Raw genomic sequence first — 13,125 nt, 5'->3', positions numbered from 1 at the left:
ACGAACATCATGACCAATCGACGCAACTTCCTCCTGGGCAGCGCCGCCGGCGCCGTGGCCGCCACGAGCGTGAGCAAGGTCGCCATGGCCGCCTTGCCCGAGCCGGTGGTCCAGACCACGCCCAACACCATGCCCCCGCTCGTGCCCAGCACCGGCCGGCCCTACAACCCCATCGTCACCCTCAACGGCTGGACGCTGCCCTGGCGCATGAACCAGGGCGTGAAGGAGTTCCACCTGGTGGCCGAGCCGGTCGTGCGCGAGATGGCGCCGGGCTTCAAGGCGCACCTGTGGGGCTACAACGGCCAGTCGCCGGGGCCGACCATCGAGGTGGTCGAAGGCGACCGCGTGCGCATCTTCGTCACCAACAAGCTGCCCGAGCGCACCTCCATCCACTGGCATGGTCAGCGCCTGCCCAACGGCATGGACGGCGTGTCCGGCCTCACGCAGCCGGCCATCGAGCCGGGCAAGACCTTCGTCTACGAGTTCATCGCGCGGCGGCCCGGTACCTTCATGTACCACCCGCACGCCGACGAGATGACGCAGATGGCCATGGGCATGATGGGCTTCTGGGTCACGCACCCGAAGGCGAAACATCCGCTGATCGATGAGGTCGACCGCGACTTCGTCTTCCTGCTCAACTCGTACGACATCGAGCCGGGCGCCTACACGCCCAAGATCATGACGATGCTCGACTTCAACCTCTGGTCGTGGAACAGCCGCGTCTTCCCCGGCATCGACTCGCTGAACGTGCGCAAGGGCGACAAGGTGCGCATCCGGTTCGGCAACCTGACGATGACGAACCACCCCATCCACCTGCACGGCCACGAGTTCCTCGTGACCGGCACCGATGGCGGGCCGACCCCGAAGTCGACACGCTGGTACGAGGTGACCACCGACGTGGCGGTCGGCCAGATGCGCCAGATCGAGTTCATCGCCGACGAGGAGGGCGACTGGGCCTTCCACTGCCACAAGAGCCACCACACGATGAACGCGATGGGCCACGACGTTCCCACGATGATCGGCGTTGACCATCGAGGCGTGGTCAAGGAGATCAACAAGCTGATCCCCGACTACATGGTGATGGGCGAGCGCGGCATGGGCGACATGGCCGAGATGGAGATGCCGCTGCCCGACAACACCGCGAAGATGATGGGCGGTGAAGGCCCGTTCGGCTCGGTCGAGATGGGCGGCATGTTCAGCGTGCTCAAGGTACGCAAGGAGCAGAAGCGCGGCGACTACTCCGACCCCGGCTGGTTCAAGCACCCGAGCGGCACCAACGCCTTCGAATGGACCGGCTCGCTGCCCGAGCCGGCGCGCTTTGCCTCCGAAGGCGGCCAGTCAATGCCCTCGCGCGGCAAGCCCAAGCAGGACATCGAAGTGCAGGTCCGCAAGCCGCAAGGCGGTTCATCCGGCCACAGCGGCCACCACTGAAAGGAAATCTCCATGAAACCTCATCTTCCACCGCGCCTGATCGCCGCCCTGGCGCTTGTGGCGGCTGGCGCCGCGCATGCAGAAGCTGTCGTCGCAACGCCCTACGCCGGGCAACAGCAACGCGCGATCAAGTCGCTCTCCGATAGCGAAGTCGCTGGCCTGCTCGCGGGCCACGGCGCGGGCCTGGCCAAGGCCGCCGAGCTGAATGGCTACCCGGGCCCGCTGCATGTGCTGGAGCTGTCGAAGGAGTTGCACCTCAGCGAAGGGCAGGCCGATGCCACGCGCCAGCTGATGGACCGGCACCGGCGCGAAGCCTCGCGCCTCGGTGCGGCCCTGGTCGATGCCGAGCGCCACCTCGACAGCCTCTTCGCAAAACGCGAAGCCACACCGGATGCCGTTGACAAGGCCGCGGCACGCGTGGGTGAACTCCAGGCGCAACTTCGAGCCGAGCACCTCAAGACCCACATCGCCCAGACCGGGCTGCTCGACGCCCATCAGGTGCAGCGCTATTCGAGCCTGCGTGGCTATGGCAGCTCGCAGAAGGCACCTTCCTCACACCATCAACCTCATCAGCACTGATCGCCATGAACACACTCCGCACCGCCCTCACCATCGCCGCGCTGGCGATGTCCGCAACCTCGTTCGCCGGGGGCAAGCCCGGTGACGGCCACTCCCATGCGCACGCCGGCGGCGCCATCGGCGTGCCCGGCAAGGCCGCGAAAGTGAACCGCACGGTCCAGGTCGACATGACCGACAACATGCGCTTCAACCCCGCCAGCGTCGCCGTCAAGCAAGGCGAAACGATCCGCTTCGTGGTCAAGAACTCGGGGCAGCTCAAGCACGAGTTCGTGCTGGGCACCGAGAAGGAGTTGAAGGACCACTACGAGGTGATGAAGAAGTTCCCCGAGATGGAACACGCCGATCCGAACATGGTGACCGTCGCCCCGGGCAAGACGGGCGAGGTGGTCTGGCAGTTCACCAAGTCCGGCACGGTCGACTTCGCCTGCCTTCAGCCGGGCCACTACGACGCCGGCATGAAGGGCGCCGTCAAGGTGGTGTCTGCCACGGCGGCCTCGTGGGCCGACGGTGAGGTGCGCAAGGTCGACACCGAAACGAAGAAGCTCACGCTGAAGCACGGCGAGATCAAGAACCTCGACATGCCCGGCATGACGATGGTGTTCCAGGTGAAGGACCCGGCGATGCTCCAGCAGGTGAAGCCAGGAGACAAGGTGCGCTTCACCGCCGAAAAGATCAACGGCGCCTTCACCGTCACCACGCTTGAAGTCGTCAAGTGATGGAGCCCACTCGATTGACAACGGGGCATGAAGGGTTTTTCGTGCGTGGCGCTGGACATTCCCATGATGGCAAGCTTCACAGTGTCTTCACCCACAACTGATCGATGGAGCTTTGAAGATGAAGACGTTTGAAGTGAGTGACATGACCTGCGGCCACTGCGTGAGCGCCGTCACCAGGGCCGTGAAGGCGGTCGATCCTGCGGCGAATGTGTCGGTGAGCCTTGCCACCAAGCGCGTGGAAGTGGACTCGACGACCCTAGACGCCCAGGTGATCCGTGAGGCGATCGCCGAGGCGGGCTACTCCGCCGTCGAGGTGGCTGGCGGGCCCGCGCCGGCCGCACGTGCAGGCGGCTGCTGCGGCAGCTGCCACTGAGGCAGGGCAGGCAAGGGGCGGGTGACCGGGATGCATGCCACGGTGTACCTCGGACGCCTTGATCTGGCACAAGGGGCCAAGGCCATGACGCGCTGACATTTGTGCTTGGACGCACCACGCGCCCGCAACGATCAGGAGACTCATATGGCTTTCATCCGTACCCTCACTGCCCTGTCCAGTGTCGCCCTCATCTCAGCCTGCGCCACAGGGGTGCCCGAGACGACAAGTGGCAAGAGCGCCAAGGCGAGTGCCGATGAGCATGCCGCCCACCACCCGGCGGGTGCCGCATCGGCGCCGGCCCCGATCGCACGTGAACAAGACCGCATGAAGGCCATGCGGGAGATGCACGACAAGATGATGAACGCCAAGACGCCCGAAGAGCGTCAGGCCCTGATGGCCGAGCACATGAAGGCCATGCAGGGCGGCATGCAGATGATGAAAGGCATGGGCGGCGGCATGGGTGGAATGGGTGGCATGGCCGCAAAGGGCACGCCCGAGGACCTGGCGCAGCGCCAGCAACACATGGAGCGCCGCATGGACATGATGCAGATGATGATGGACATGATGATGCAGCGCATGCCGGCCTCAGGCCCGGCCCCTGCAGCGAAGTGATCCGCCGGTCTCATACGAACTTGCGCCGCTTTGCGCTCTTTTTGAGGAAGGAACGCTGAAATGTCCACCGACCACGTTCACTCGTCTCACACGCCTCACGCGTCTCAGCCGGACTCCGGCGGCCTTCGCCGCCGTGCGGTGCGGGGGGCGATCGTAATGACTGCGCTGATTGCCCTGTTCTTCCTGCTGCGCGAGCACTGGGCTCACCTCGCAGGATCCTGGGCCTATCTCTTGTTGTTGGCGTGTCCGTTGATGCACCTGTTCCATGGGCATGGCGGACATGGGGGGCACCACGGCCACGGCTCCAGCGCGCCCGGAACCAAGGACCACTGACCATGGACATGCATGCGCATGCGGGCCACCACCATGGTCATGCCCATCCCCCAGCGCCGCCTGAAGGTGCCAGCACGCTGAAGGATCCCGTCTGTGGCATGACGGTGACCGAGCAGTCGCCGCATCGGCTGGAGCATGAGGGCCGGCCGTATTACTTCTGCAGTGCCAGGTGCCGGGGTAAGTTCGAGGCCGAACCGGCCAGGTACCTCGCCCCGGCGGCACCGGCACCGGCCGCGCCGGCGGAGACCGGCACGGTCTACACCTGCCCGATGCACCCGGAGATCCGGCAAGACCAGCCAGGCAACTGCCCGAAGTGCGGCATGACGCTGGAGCCGGTGCTGCCCTCGCTCGAAGATGAAGAGAACCCCGAGCTCGACGATTTCAAGCGGCGCTTCTGGTGGACGCTGCCGCTCACCGTGGTCGTGACGGTGCTTGCCATGTTCGGTCACAGCCTCGGCTGGTTCGGCATGGCCACGCAGAGCTGGATCGAACTCGTGCTGACGCTGCCCATCGTGCTGTGGGCGGGAGCGCCGTTCTTCGTGCGCGGGGCGCAGTCGGTGCTGAACCGCAGCCCCAACATGTGGACGCTGATCGGGCTGGGCACCGGCGCCGCCTTCCTGTACAGCGTGGTCGCCACGGTCGCGCCCCAGGTCTTCCCGGCGTCCTTCGTGTCGATGGGGCGGGTGGCGGTGTACTTCGAGGCAGCGGCCGTGATCATCTCGCTGACCCTGCTCGGGCAGATCCTCGAGCTGAAGGCGCGCTCGCAGACGTCGGCCGCCATCAAGTCGCTGCTGGGCCTCGCGCCCAAGACGGCGCGGCGCATCGCCGCCGATGGCAGCGAGGCCGACGTGCCGCTGTCCCACGTCCACGTGGGCGACCTGCTGCGCGTGCGGCCGGGCGAGAAGGTGCCCGTCGACGGCATCGTGGTCGAGGGCAGCAGCGCGCTCGACGAATCCATGCTCACCGGCGAGCCGCTGCCCGTCACCAAGCGGCCCGGCGACAAGCTGATCGGCGCCACCATGAACACGAGCGGCGCGCTCGTGATGCGCTCTGAGCATGTCGGCTCGGCCACCGTGCTCGCGCAGATCGTCCAGATGGTCGCGATGGCGCAGCGTTCGCGTGCGCCCATGCAGCGCATGGCCGACGTGGTGGCGGGCTACTTCGTGATGGCGGTCGTGACCGTGGCCATCCTCACCTTCTTCGGCTGGGGCTTCTTCGGTCCCTCGGGCGCCGGCGGATCGGGCTGGGTCTACGGCCTCATCAATGCCGTCGCGGTGCTGATCATTGCCTGCCCGTGTGCGCTCGGCCTGGCCACGCCCATGTCCATCATGGTGGCCACCGGGCGCGGGGCCACCAGCGGCGTGCTCTTCCGCGACGCGGCTGCCATCGAGAACCTGCGCAAGATCGACACCCTCATCGTCGACAAGACCGGCACGCTCACCGAAGGGCGCCCGACGTTCGAGCGGGCCGTCGCGGCACCGGGTTTCGCGGAGGACGAGGTGCTGCGCCTGGCAGCCAGCCTCGACCAGGGCAGCGAACACCCCCTGGCGGCGGCCATCGCTGCAGCGGCCAAGGACCGCGGCCTGGCGCTCGACAAGCCCGAGCAGTTCGACTCCGAATCGGGCATCGGTGTGCGCGGCGTTGTGGCGGGCCGATCTCTCGCGCTCGGCAACACGGCCTTGATGGAGCAGGCGAGGGTGGACGTGTCGGCCCTGGCGAGCCAGGCCGAGTCGCTGCGGGCCGAGGGCGCGAGCGTGATGCACCTCGCAGTCGACGGCAAGCTGGCCGGCTTGCTGGCCGTGTCCGACCCCATCAAGGCGACCACGCCCGATGCGCTGGCGTCGCTGCGCAAGGCCGGTCTTCGGGTCGTGATGGCCACCGGTGACGGCCTCACGACCGCCCGCGCCGTCGGCGAGCGCCTGGGCATCGACGAGGTGCACGGCGAGGTCAAGCCGGCCGACAAGCTCAGGCTGGTCGAAAAGCTGAAGGCCGAAGGGCGCACCGTCGCCATGGCGGGCGACGGCATCAACGATGCGCCGGCACTCGCCCGCGCCGATGTCGGCATCGCCATGGGCACCGGCACCGATGTGGCCATGAACAGCGCGCAGGTGACGCTCGTCAAGGGCGACCTGCGGGGCATTGCCACCGCACGGGCACTGTCGGTGGCGACGGTTGCCAACATGAAGCAGAACCTGGGCTTTGCCTTCGTCTACAACGCGCTCGGTGTGCCGCTCGCGGCGGGGCTCCTGTACCCGTTCACCGGCTGGCTGCTGTCGCCCATGATCGCGGCGCTGGCGATGAGCCTGAGTTCGGCATCGGTGATCGGCAATGCGCTGCGCCTGCGCGGGGCCGACATCGGGCCGGACTGAACTGCCTGCGCCGTTTCAGTCGCGCCTCAAGCCGCCATCGCGTGGCGACTCACCCGCGAGCGTTTGACCATCACGTGGCAGAAGACGGCGACGAGGAGCAGCGCCAGGGCGACAAGAAACCATCCGATCCAGATCAACGGGACCAGCCAGCCGACAGCCGCGCCGACCCAGGGCAACGACGACTCGATCAGTTGCGCGGCCCCGTGAAGCAACGCTTGAAGGCCGGGCAGCACGTCTTCGGGGATCCACACTGTCAGCCAGGCCGGCAGCTCGGACATCGATGCCGGCAGGTCCTTCCCAGAAGCACTGTCCTCCAGCGTCTGCGCCGCCCAGCGCGTCACGGCAACGGCGATCCCGACGACGCCCGACCAGACCACGAGCAACACGGTGAACAGTACCCAGATGGCGACGGTCATGACTTCTTCCTCAGGTGAACTTGGCTGCAGGCTGGCCGCGAGTCTTCCAGAGCGAGACCAGCACACCGCCGGCGATCAGCGAGGCCGTCACGCCCAAACTCACGACCGCGGGGATCTTGCCGATGATGTTGACCAGGAAGATCTTGCTGCCGATGAACATCAGCACCAGGGCCAGAGCGTACTTCAGGTACGCGAAGCGGTGAATCATTGCCGCCAGCGCGAAGTAGAGGGCTCGCAGGCCGAGGATGGCGAAGATGTTGCTCGTGTAGACGATGAAGGTGTCGTCGGTGATCGCGAGGATCGCGGGCACCGAGTCGACCGCGAAGATCAGATCGGCAAACTCGACCATGCACAGCGCCAGGAAGAGCGGGGTGGCCCAGGTCACCGTCTTGCCGGTGGCGGCGTCGGGCTCCCTCACGAAGAAGGCGTTGCCCCGGATCTGCGGCGTGACGCGCATCACCTTGCGAAGCCACTTCAGGAGAATGTTTTTCTCGAGGTTCGGCTCGTGGTCGGCCATCCAGAGCATCTTGATGCCGGTGAGGACCAGGAAGGCACCGAAGATGTACAGCACCCACGAGAACTCGCTGACGAGCGCCGCGCCCAGGGCAATCATGATGGCCCGCAGGACGATCACGCCCAGGATGCCCCAGAAGAGCACGCGGTGCTGGTACTGACGCGGGATCGCGAAGAACGTGAAGATCATCGCGATGACGAACACGTTGTCCATCGAGAGCGACTTCTCGATGATGTAGCCGGTGAAGTACTCCACGCCGCGCTGCGAGCCCAGATGCCACCAGAGCCAGGCGCCGAAGAGGGCGGCCACGGCGATGTAGCCGCCTGAGAGCCACAGGCTCTCACGGACGCCGATTTCGCGGTCGTCCTTGTGCAGGACGCCGAGGTCGAACGCCAGCAGCGTCACCACGATCACGATGAAGGCCAGCCACAGCCAGGTGGCCTGGCCGAGGAAGTCAGCATGAAGAAATTCGGTCACGTTGGGTCCTGTCTAGTGGTCTGTGGAAGTCGCTCGGTGAACGGGTACCGGAACCAGGGCGCCAGACGCGATGAACGGGGGCTGCGCAGCCCGCACCGGCAACTGTTGCTTGAGCCAGCGCACGCAGGCCTTCCAGGCGCGCTGGACGGCACGCCGCAGGGCCGACCCCAGCCGGCGTTGACGCTCCTCCACGTACTCCACATGACCGTCGGCCATGTGGACTTCGATCACGCAATTGCGTGCTGCATGGCGCTTCTCCGCCTGGGTCGACACCGAGACGAGCACGGCAGCGACGCGGTGTGCGAACTCCCGGAAGGTGGTCCGCACGGTGGACGCCACGGCATGGGCTTGCTCCGGTGGCAGGCCTTCGCCCTTCACATCGACTCTCATATCGGTCCTTTCTCCTGTCGATGGAAGAAACTTTAGGGTTCCACAACGATTCTGAATAATCGAAAATTCAGCCGAACCTTTCGTATAAATCGGAGCGTTTCGATGAACTACAAGCACCTGCACTACTTCTGGACTGTGGTTCGCGCCGGAGGCGTGCTGCGCGCGAGCGAAGAGCTGCACTTGTCACCACAGACATTGAGCGGTCAGATCAACGTGCTCGAAGAGCGGCTGGGGCGTCCGCTTCTCAAGAAGGTCGGGCGCAACGTCGAGCCCACCGATGCGGGCCGGATGGTCATGCAATACGCCGACGAGATCTTCACCCTCGGTCAGGAGATGGAAGACGCGCTGCGAGGGGGCAGGGAAGCGCCACGCGCGCCGCTGCTGAAGGTCGGCTTCGTCGACTCGGTGCCCAAGGCGATCGCCTACCACGTGCTCGAACCTGCGCTGCGGATCGACCCGGCGCCTCGCCTCCAGTGTCCCGAAGGCAAGCTGCCTGCCTTGATGGCCGACCTGGCGCTGCGCCGGGTCGACCTCGTCATCTCGGACGTGATGCTCCCCGGGAACCTCGGCATCAAGGCCTTCACGCACCTGCTCGGCGGCAGCGGCATTGCCTTCTTCGCGGCAGACAAGCTGCTGGTCAAGCACGCGACCACCTTGCGGCAGGTGCGCGCCAGGTTTCCCAAGTCACTCGAGAACCTGCCGATGCTGCTGCCGGCGTCAGACTCCGCATTGCGCCCTCGGATCGACGCATGGCTGCGTCGCCATGGCATTGCGCCGAACATCGCAGCCGAGTTCGACGACACCGCGCTCATGAAAGCGTTCGGACGCGAAGGCCTGGGGATCTTTCCCGCACCCGCGGTGTTGGCCAAAGAGATCGCCCGGCAGTTCGAGGTCGAGCGGATCGGCGCCCCGGAAGATCTTGTGGAGGAGTTCTATGCCATCTCGATCGAGCGACGCATCTCGCACCCGGGCGTGGCAGCGATCACCGAAGCGGCGCGCAGCGAGCTATTTGCGCAGGCCTGAAGGCGAGCGCGTCACGACGGGCTTGAACGCCGGAGGTATTGTTGCTTGACGCCAATCCTTGCTAAGTCATTGATTTAACTAGCTGCGACGATTTGTGGCTCATTGAACCGCCCCGCCTTTCGAGGAGGCTCAACACTCTGAAAGGATTGAGCCATGAGCAAGTCGAACAAGTTTTCGCCCGAGGTGCGTGAGCGAGCGGTGCGGATGGTGCAGGAGCACCGAGGGGAGTACCCGTCGCAGTGGGCGGCGATCGAGTCCATCACGGGCGATGCGCTACAGCGGTACGCGAAGTCGACGCTGCGCCTCAAACGACACCAGCTCCAGCTGCGTACACGCCCTCGGGCTGCGCTGCGGGCGGGAGCTTCGGTCCAGCAGTCCCGAGGCTCCTTCGGCCTTGAAGCGGGCCAGCCACTTGTAGCCCGTTCACCGGCTCACCCCTGCAGCCTGGGTCGCCGCCACCACCGTCCAACCCTCCTCGAGCACCCGCTTCACCAACAGGGCTCGACAAGGTGCAGGTTCACCGTGGACTCAGGCGATTGTCCGCACTCGTGAGGGCTGGGCACTAACCCTGCGGCGGTGTCGCCTCAGCGAGCCGCGTCGAGCCGGAAGTCCTTCAGCAGCAGGCTCAGGCGCTGCGCCTGGTCTTCAAGGCTGCGCGCCGCGGCGGTCGACTCTTCGACCAGCGCTGCGTTCTGTTGCGTGACCTCGTCGAGCTGCGTCACGGCGCTGTTGACCTGCGCGATGCCGTCGCTCTGTTCGGCGGCCGAGTGGGCGATGCCGTCAATCATCGAACTCACGCGGCGCACGTTGCTGACGATGTCGCCCATCGTGCGGCCTGCCGATTCGACCTGCTGCGCGCCTGCGCTCATCCGCTCGACCGAGGCTTCGATCAGGCCTCGAATTTCTTTCGACGCGGCGGCGCTACGCTGCGCCAGCGTGCGCACCTCGGTCGCGACCACGGCGAAACCGCGCCCTTGCTCGCCGGCCCGGGCCGCTTCGACGGCGGCGTTGAGCGCGAGGATGTTGGTCTGGAATGCGATGCCGTCGATCACGCCCGAAATCTCGGAAATCTTGCGCGCGCTGGCGTGGATTTCATGCATGGTCGCGACAGCGCCTTGCATCGCGGTGCCGCCGCTGGTGGCGGTCTGCGTCGCCTCCGCGGCGAGCGCATTCGCTTCGCGTGCCGAATCGGCGGTGAGGCGCACGGTGCCGGTCAGCTGCTCCATAGAGCTGGCAGTCTGCTGCAGGCTCGACGCCGCGTGTTCGGTGCGGCCGCTGAGGTCCAGGTTGCCCTGCGCAATCTCGCTCGACGCAGTGGCGATCGAGTCGGCTGACTGGCGGATGGCGCCCAGCAATTGCACGAAGCGCTTGCGCATGGACTCGACATCGGCAGCGAGGCGGCCGACTTCGTCATCGCCGGCCGCCACGACGGCTTGCGAGAGGTCGCCGGCTGCGACCGATCGGGCCTGCTCGCCGAGTGCGGCCATCGGCCGGCTGATCCATCGGCGGGTCATCCATGCCAGCCCGAGGCCCAGCGCCACGCAAGCCCCGGCCAGCAGCGCCCACAACTCGCGCAGCACGAAGCGGTGCGCAGCCAGCGCTTCGGTGTCCGACACCTCTGCCACCGCCCACAGCTTGGTGCGCTCGCTCGGCACGCCGACGGCCCATCGGTCGTCGCCCTTGCCGGCGGTCAGTAGGCCGGGGCTCGGGACCCGCTGGCCCGGCGCGTTGCGCAGCGCCTCGTAGAAGCCCCGCGCATTGGGCAGCACCTCGGCAAGCGTGCGACCGCGCCATTGCGGATGTGCGGCGAAAACGGCGCTATCCCATCCCGCGCGCGGGTCGATCAGCACCACGCCGCCTGTGTCGAAGAAGCGCTGCTCGGCCATCACCGATTCCACCGCGGCCTCGAATCTGCTGACGTCGAAGCCGATGAAGGCAACGCCGACGACGTGACCACCGGCGTCCTTCAGCGGCGCGTAGTGGGTCATGTAGGTGCGCCCGAACAGTGGCACTTGACCGCTGTAAGACTGGCCCTGGCTCACTGCGGCATAAGCCACGCCGCTCCTGTCGAGCACCGTTCCCACGACGCGTGCGCCAGACTGGTCCTTTACCGAGGTCGTGATGCGCACGAAGTCGTTACCGCGACGCGCGAACACCGTGGCCACGCCGGTGGTTTCGCGCTCGAATCGGTCAACTGCGTCGGTGTTGCCGTTCAGCACGCCGCTCGCGCCGCGCAATTCGCCACGCGCTTCGTCGAGCTGGTACGGCCCGGGCAAGTGCGAAGAAAAGGTCGGGTAGAAGCGCTCGATCAACGTGCGTGAGCTGAGGTCGATCGCGTCGAGCGCGTGCGCCACGCCCTTGGCGCCATCGCGCAGCCAGGTCACGCGGTCCTCGCGCGCCTGTGTGGTCAGCAAGTGGCTGATCAACGTGGCGATCACCGCGAGCGCGGCGAAAACACCCAGGCACCCGGTGGCGGCGACGCGCAGGGTGACCGAGCGGGCAAAGAAATTCAGTGTGTTCATGGACGTGAGCGCAAAGAGGGTGGGCGGGGCAGCTGGAATCGCCAGCTGTGACGGCCATGGTGTCGTTAGAAATGATGTCAGTGCGCGCTGCGAATGTCAGAACTGACGATGTGTGCGCGTTTGTGCACACAGGTCGCGGCAGCGATACTCCGCCACGTGCCGGCCGGCGTGCACATCCACCACACTGCAGGCCTTCGCTGGCTCCACCTCTTGTCTCACCTCGACGCGCCGTGGCTGAACCTCATCCTGCTTTGCCTGCCAACGGGCCCAATGCGCCGCCGCGCCTCGCCCCGGTGATGCTGATCGGCCCGCGCGTCGCCAGCTTGGCGGGTGTGTTCAAGCGTGCTGGGCTGCAGGTGCACACCGTGGTCGACGGCGACGACTGGCTGCTTGGCGAGCAGCCGTTCGACGCCGGCGCCTATCTGGTCGAATCTCCGCAGCCCGAGGGGCTGAGCGCGCTCGACGTGTTGCGGCTGCTCAGGAAGCGAAGCGATGCGCCTGCGCTGCTCGCGACGGACAACCTGGGGGCGGAGTGCGCAACGGCGTTCCAGCACGGGGCCGACCTCGTACTGCCGCTAAACATGCCGGCCGCGGTGTGGCCTGCGGCATTGGGCTCGTTGCTGCGGCGGCTCTCTAGGGCAGGGGAGTCACCGAGCCGCTGGCACTTCGACAGCGCCAAGCGAGAGCTCGTCGCACCCGACGGCGCCCACATCACACTCGGCCCGACCGACGTGCGCCTGCTGACCTGCTTCGCCCAGGCGCGCGGTGAGCCGGTGACGCGCGAGGCGCTGCGCGATGCGGTCTGGCCGGCAGAGGGGGAGGTGTCGACTGCCGAGCCGCTGTCGAGCGACGTCATCGGCGCGCTGCATGCTGCCATTTACCGCTTGCGCCGCCGCATCGAGAGTGCCAGTGAAGCGGTTGCGCCGCTGCAGTCGCTCGCCAACCGCGGCTACGTGTTCAAGGGCCGTCTGGAATCACTGACGTGAACAGCCTGTTGATGAGTTTGTCGGCTCGCGCGGCAGGCAGGTGGCAGCTGCCGAGCAACTCTCGCAACAGGTCATCGACGCCGACCGGCTCAGCCAGCGCCATGCGCCAATGCGGAAACCGACGCACGGCTACCTCTTCCCGGACGAGCACCGTGAGACTGCGATGCCGCCGATCGTGTGAGATGCGAGCGAGCGTTGTGTCGAGTGCACCCTCCGGGCCTTCGAGAAATTGCGTGAAGTGCCCGCCGGTGTATATCAGCGCGCCAGTCAGGTCCTCGCAGTTGGGCGACAGAATCTCCCGTACTCGCCTTGACCTGCCCTTCCCAGGTAGGAGCTTCGGGCTGGTACGGGGAATGGTGGCGCAGATCTGCGACAACATTGGCC

14 protein-coding genes and 1 pseudogene are annotated in these 13,125 nt (G+C 66.4%); 9 read left to right on the top strand and 6 right to left on the bottom strand.

Features of this window, described 5'->3' with window-relative positions:
- The first annotated feature begins 9 nt into the window (after positions 1–9).
- The 7 genes from LRS03_RS05255 (at position 10) to LRS03_RS05220 (ending at position 6,413) form a co-directional block, all read left to right on the top strand.
- A complete protein-coding gene (locus LRS03_RS05255) occupies positions 10–1,431 on the top strand; it encodes a multicopper oxidase family protein (protein ID WP_257824316.1) in 1,422 nt (473 codons plus the stop codon).
- Positions 1,432–1,443: 12 nt separating this feature from the next.
- Positions 1,444–2,010 carry a periplasmic heavy metal sensor gene (locus LRS03_RS05250; RefSeq protein WP_257824314.1) on the top strand — a complete coding sequence of 189 codons (567 nt, stop codon included), beginning with the start codon at positions 1,444–1,446 and terminating at the stop codon, positions 2,008–2,010.
- A 5-nt stretch (positions 2,011–2,015) separates the two neighbouring features.
- Positions 2,016–2,726, top strand: a complete 711-nt coding sequence (locus LRS03_RS05245; RefSeq protein ID WP_489739912.1) for a copper-binding protein — start codon at positions 2,016–2,018, stop codon at positions 2,724–2,726.
- A 118-nt stretch (positions 2,727–2,844) separates the two neighbouring features.
- The gene (locus LRS03_RS05235) at positions 2,845–3,099 is read left to right on the top strand and encodes a heavy-metal-associated domain-containing protein (protein ID WP_308296394.1); all 255 of its coding nucleotides are present in this window, start codon (positions 2,845–2,847) and stop codon (positions 3,097–3,099) included.
- A gap of 144 nt (positions 3,100–3,243) precedes the next feature.
- On the top strand, positions 3,244–3,711 hold the full coding sequence (locus LRS03_RS05230) for a hypothetical protein (protein WP_257824313.1): 468 nt from the start codon (positions 3,244–3,246) through the stop codon (positions 3,709–3,711).
- A 156-nt stretch (positions 3,712–3,867) separates the two neighbouring features.
- Complete coding sequence (locus LRS03_RS26505; protein ID WP_308296476.1) at positions 3,868–4,044, top strand: DUF2933 domain-containing protein; 177 nt, start codon at positions 3,868–3,870, stop codon at positions 4,042–4,044.
- 2 nt (positions 4,045–4,046) lie between these two features.
- The gene (locus LRS03_RS05220; RefSeq protein WP_257824310.1) at positions 4,047–6,413 is read left to right on the top strand and encodes a heavy metal translocating P-type ATPase; all 2,367 of its coding nucleotides are present in this window, start codon (positions 4,047–4,049) and stop codon (positions 6,411–6,413) included.
- A 26-nt stretch (positions 6,414–6,439) separates the two neighbouring features.
- Here LRS03_RS05220 and LRS03_RS05215 read toward each other — a convergent pair whose 3' ends face one another.
- Genes LRS03_RS05215 through LRS03_RS05205 form a run of 3 tightly spaced genes read right to left on the bottom strand, consistent with a single transcriptional unit; the run spans position 6,440 to position 8,210 of the window.
- Positions 6,440–6,829, bottom strand: a complete 390-nt coding sequence (locus LRS03_RS05215; protein ID WP_257824308.1) for a hypothetical protein — start codon at positions 6,827–6,829, stop codon at positions 6,440–6,442.
- 10 nt (positions 6,830–6,839) lie between these two features.
- Positions 6,840–7,820, bottom strand: a complete 981-nt coding sequence (locus tag LRS03_RS05210; protein WP_257824306.1) for a TerC family protein — start codon at positions 7,818–7,820, stop codon at positions 6,840–6,842.
- Between the two features lie 12 nt (positions 7,821–7,832).
- Positions 7,833–8,210 (bottom strand): hypothetical protein, encoded by a 378-nt coding sequence (locus LRS03_RS05205; RefSeq protein WP_257824305.1) that lies wholly within the window; start codon positions 8,208–8,210, stop codon positions 7,833–7,835.
- Positions 8,211–8,312: 102 nt separating this feature from the next.
- Here LRS03_RS05205 and nhaR point away from each other — a divergent pair, with 102 nt between their 5' ends.
- On the top strand, positions 8,313–9,233 hold the full coding sequence (gene nhaR, locus LRS03_RS05200; RefSeq protein WP_257824303.1) for a transcriptional activator NhaR: 921 nt from the start codon (positions 8,313–8,315) through the stop codon (positions 9,231–9,233).
- 276 nt (positions 9,234–9,509) lie between these two features.
- Here nhaR and LRS03_RS05195 read toward each other — a convergent pair.
- Together LRS03_RS05195 and LRS03_RS26500 are read right to left on the bottom strand one after the other, a co-directional pair.
- A pseudogene (locus LRS03_RS05195) lies at positions 9,510–9,731 on the bottom strand (leucine zipper domain-containing protein); the annotation flags it as partial.
- Positions 9,732–9,817: 86 nt separating this feature from the next.
- On the bottom strand, positions 9,818–11,755 hold the full coding sequence (locus LRS03_RS26500; RefSeq protein WP_308296393.1) for a methyl-accepting chemotaxis protein: 1,938 nt from the start codon (positions 11,753–11,755) through the stop codon (positions 9,818–9,820).
- Between the two features lie 296 nt (positions 11,756–12,051).
- Here LRS03_RS26500 and LRS03_RS05180 point away from each other — a divergent pair, with 296 nt between their 5' ends.
- Positions 12,052–12,741 carry a winged helix-turn-helix domain-containing protein gene (locus LRS03_RS05180; protein ID WP_257829424.1) on the top strand — a complete coding sequence of 230 codons (690 nt, stop codon included), beginning with the start codon at positions 12,052–12,054 and terminating at the stop codon, positions 12,739–12,741.
- On the opposite strand, the gene LRS03_RS26775 is transcribed toward LRS03_RS05180, so the two are convergent.
- Positions 12,713–13,120 (bottom strand): BLUF domain-containing protein, encoded by a 408-nt coding sequence (locus LRS03_RS26775; protein ID WP_374685024.1) that lies wholly within the window; start codon positions 13,118–13,120, stop codon positions 12,713–12,715. The genes LRS03_RS05180 and LRS03_RS26775 overlap by 29 nt on opposite strands.
- Positions 13,121–13,125: the final 5 nt, after the last annotated feature.

Source organism: Rhizobacter sp. J219 (genome assembly GCF_024700055.1).
Taxonomy (GTDB): Bacteria; Pseudomonadota; Gammaproteobacteria; order Burkholderiales; family Burkholderiaceae_C; genus Rhizobacter.
Note: the sequence above shows the minus strand (reverse complement) of the source record. Positions and strands in the feature narration are given on the sequence as shown.

Excerpts from the sequence above, each read along its gene's own strand:
- LRS03_RS05255 (WP_257824316.1), top strand. The coding sequence starts at position 10 with ATGACCAATCGACGCAACTTCCTCCTGGGCAGCGCCGCCGGCGCCGTG.
- LRS03_RS05250 (WP_257824314.1), top strand. The coding sequence starts at position 1,444 with ATGAAACCTCATCTTCCACCGCGCCTGATCGCCGCCCTGGCGCTTGTG.
- LRS03_RS05245 (WP_489739912.1), top strand. The coding sequence starts at position 2,016 with ATGAACACACTCCGCACCGCCCTCACCATCGCCGCGCTGGCGATGTCC.
- LRS03_RS05235 (WP_308296394.1), top strand. The coding sequence starts at position 2,845 with ATGAAGACGTTTGAAGTGAGTGACATGACCTGCGGCCACTGCGTGAGC.
- LRS03_RS05230 (WP_257824313.1), top strand. The coding sequence starts at position 3,244 with ATGGCTTTCATCCGTACCCTCACTGCCCTGTCCAGTGTCGCCCTCATC.
- LRS03_RS26505 (WP_308296476.1), top strand. The coding sequence starts at position 3,868 with ATGACTGCGCTGATTGCCCTGTTCTTCCTGCTGCGCGAGCACTGGGCT.
- LRS03_RS05220 (WP_257824310.1), top strand. The coding sequence starts at position 4,047 with ATGGACATGCATGCGCATGCGGGCCACCACCATGGTCATGCCCATCCC.
- LRS03_RS05215 (WP_257824308.1), bottom strand. The coding sequence starts at position 6,829 with ATGACCGTCGCCATCTGGGTACTGTTCACCGTGTTGCTCGTGGTCTGG.
- LRS03_RS05205 (WP_257824305.1), bottom strand. The coding sequence starts at position 8,210 with ATGAGAGTCGATGTGAAGGGCGAAGGCCTGCCACCGGAGCAAGCCCAT.
- nhaR (WP_257824303.1), top strand. The coding sequence starts at position 8,313 with ATGAACTACAAGCACCTGCACTACTTCTGGACTGTGGTTCGCGCCGGA.
- LRS03_RS26500 (WP_308296393.1), bottom strand. The coding sequence starts at position 11,755 with ATGAACACACTGAATTTCTTTGCCCGCTCGGTCACCCTGCGCGTCGCC.
- LRS03_RS05180 (WP_257829424.1), top strand. The coding sequence starts at position 12,052 with ATGCTGATCGGCCCGCGCGTCGCCAGCTTGGCGGGTGTGTTCAAGCGT.
- LRS03_RS26775 (WP_374685024.1), bottom strand. The coding sequence starts at position 13,120 with ATGTTGTCGCAGATCTGCGCCACCATTCCCCGTACCAGCCCGAAGCTC.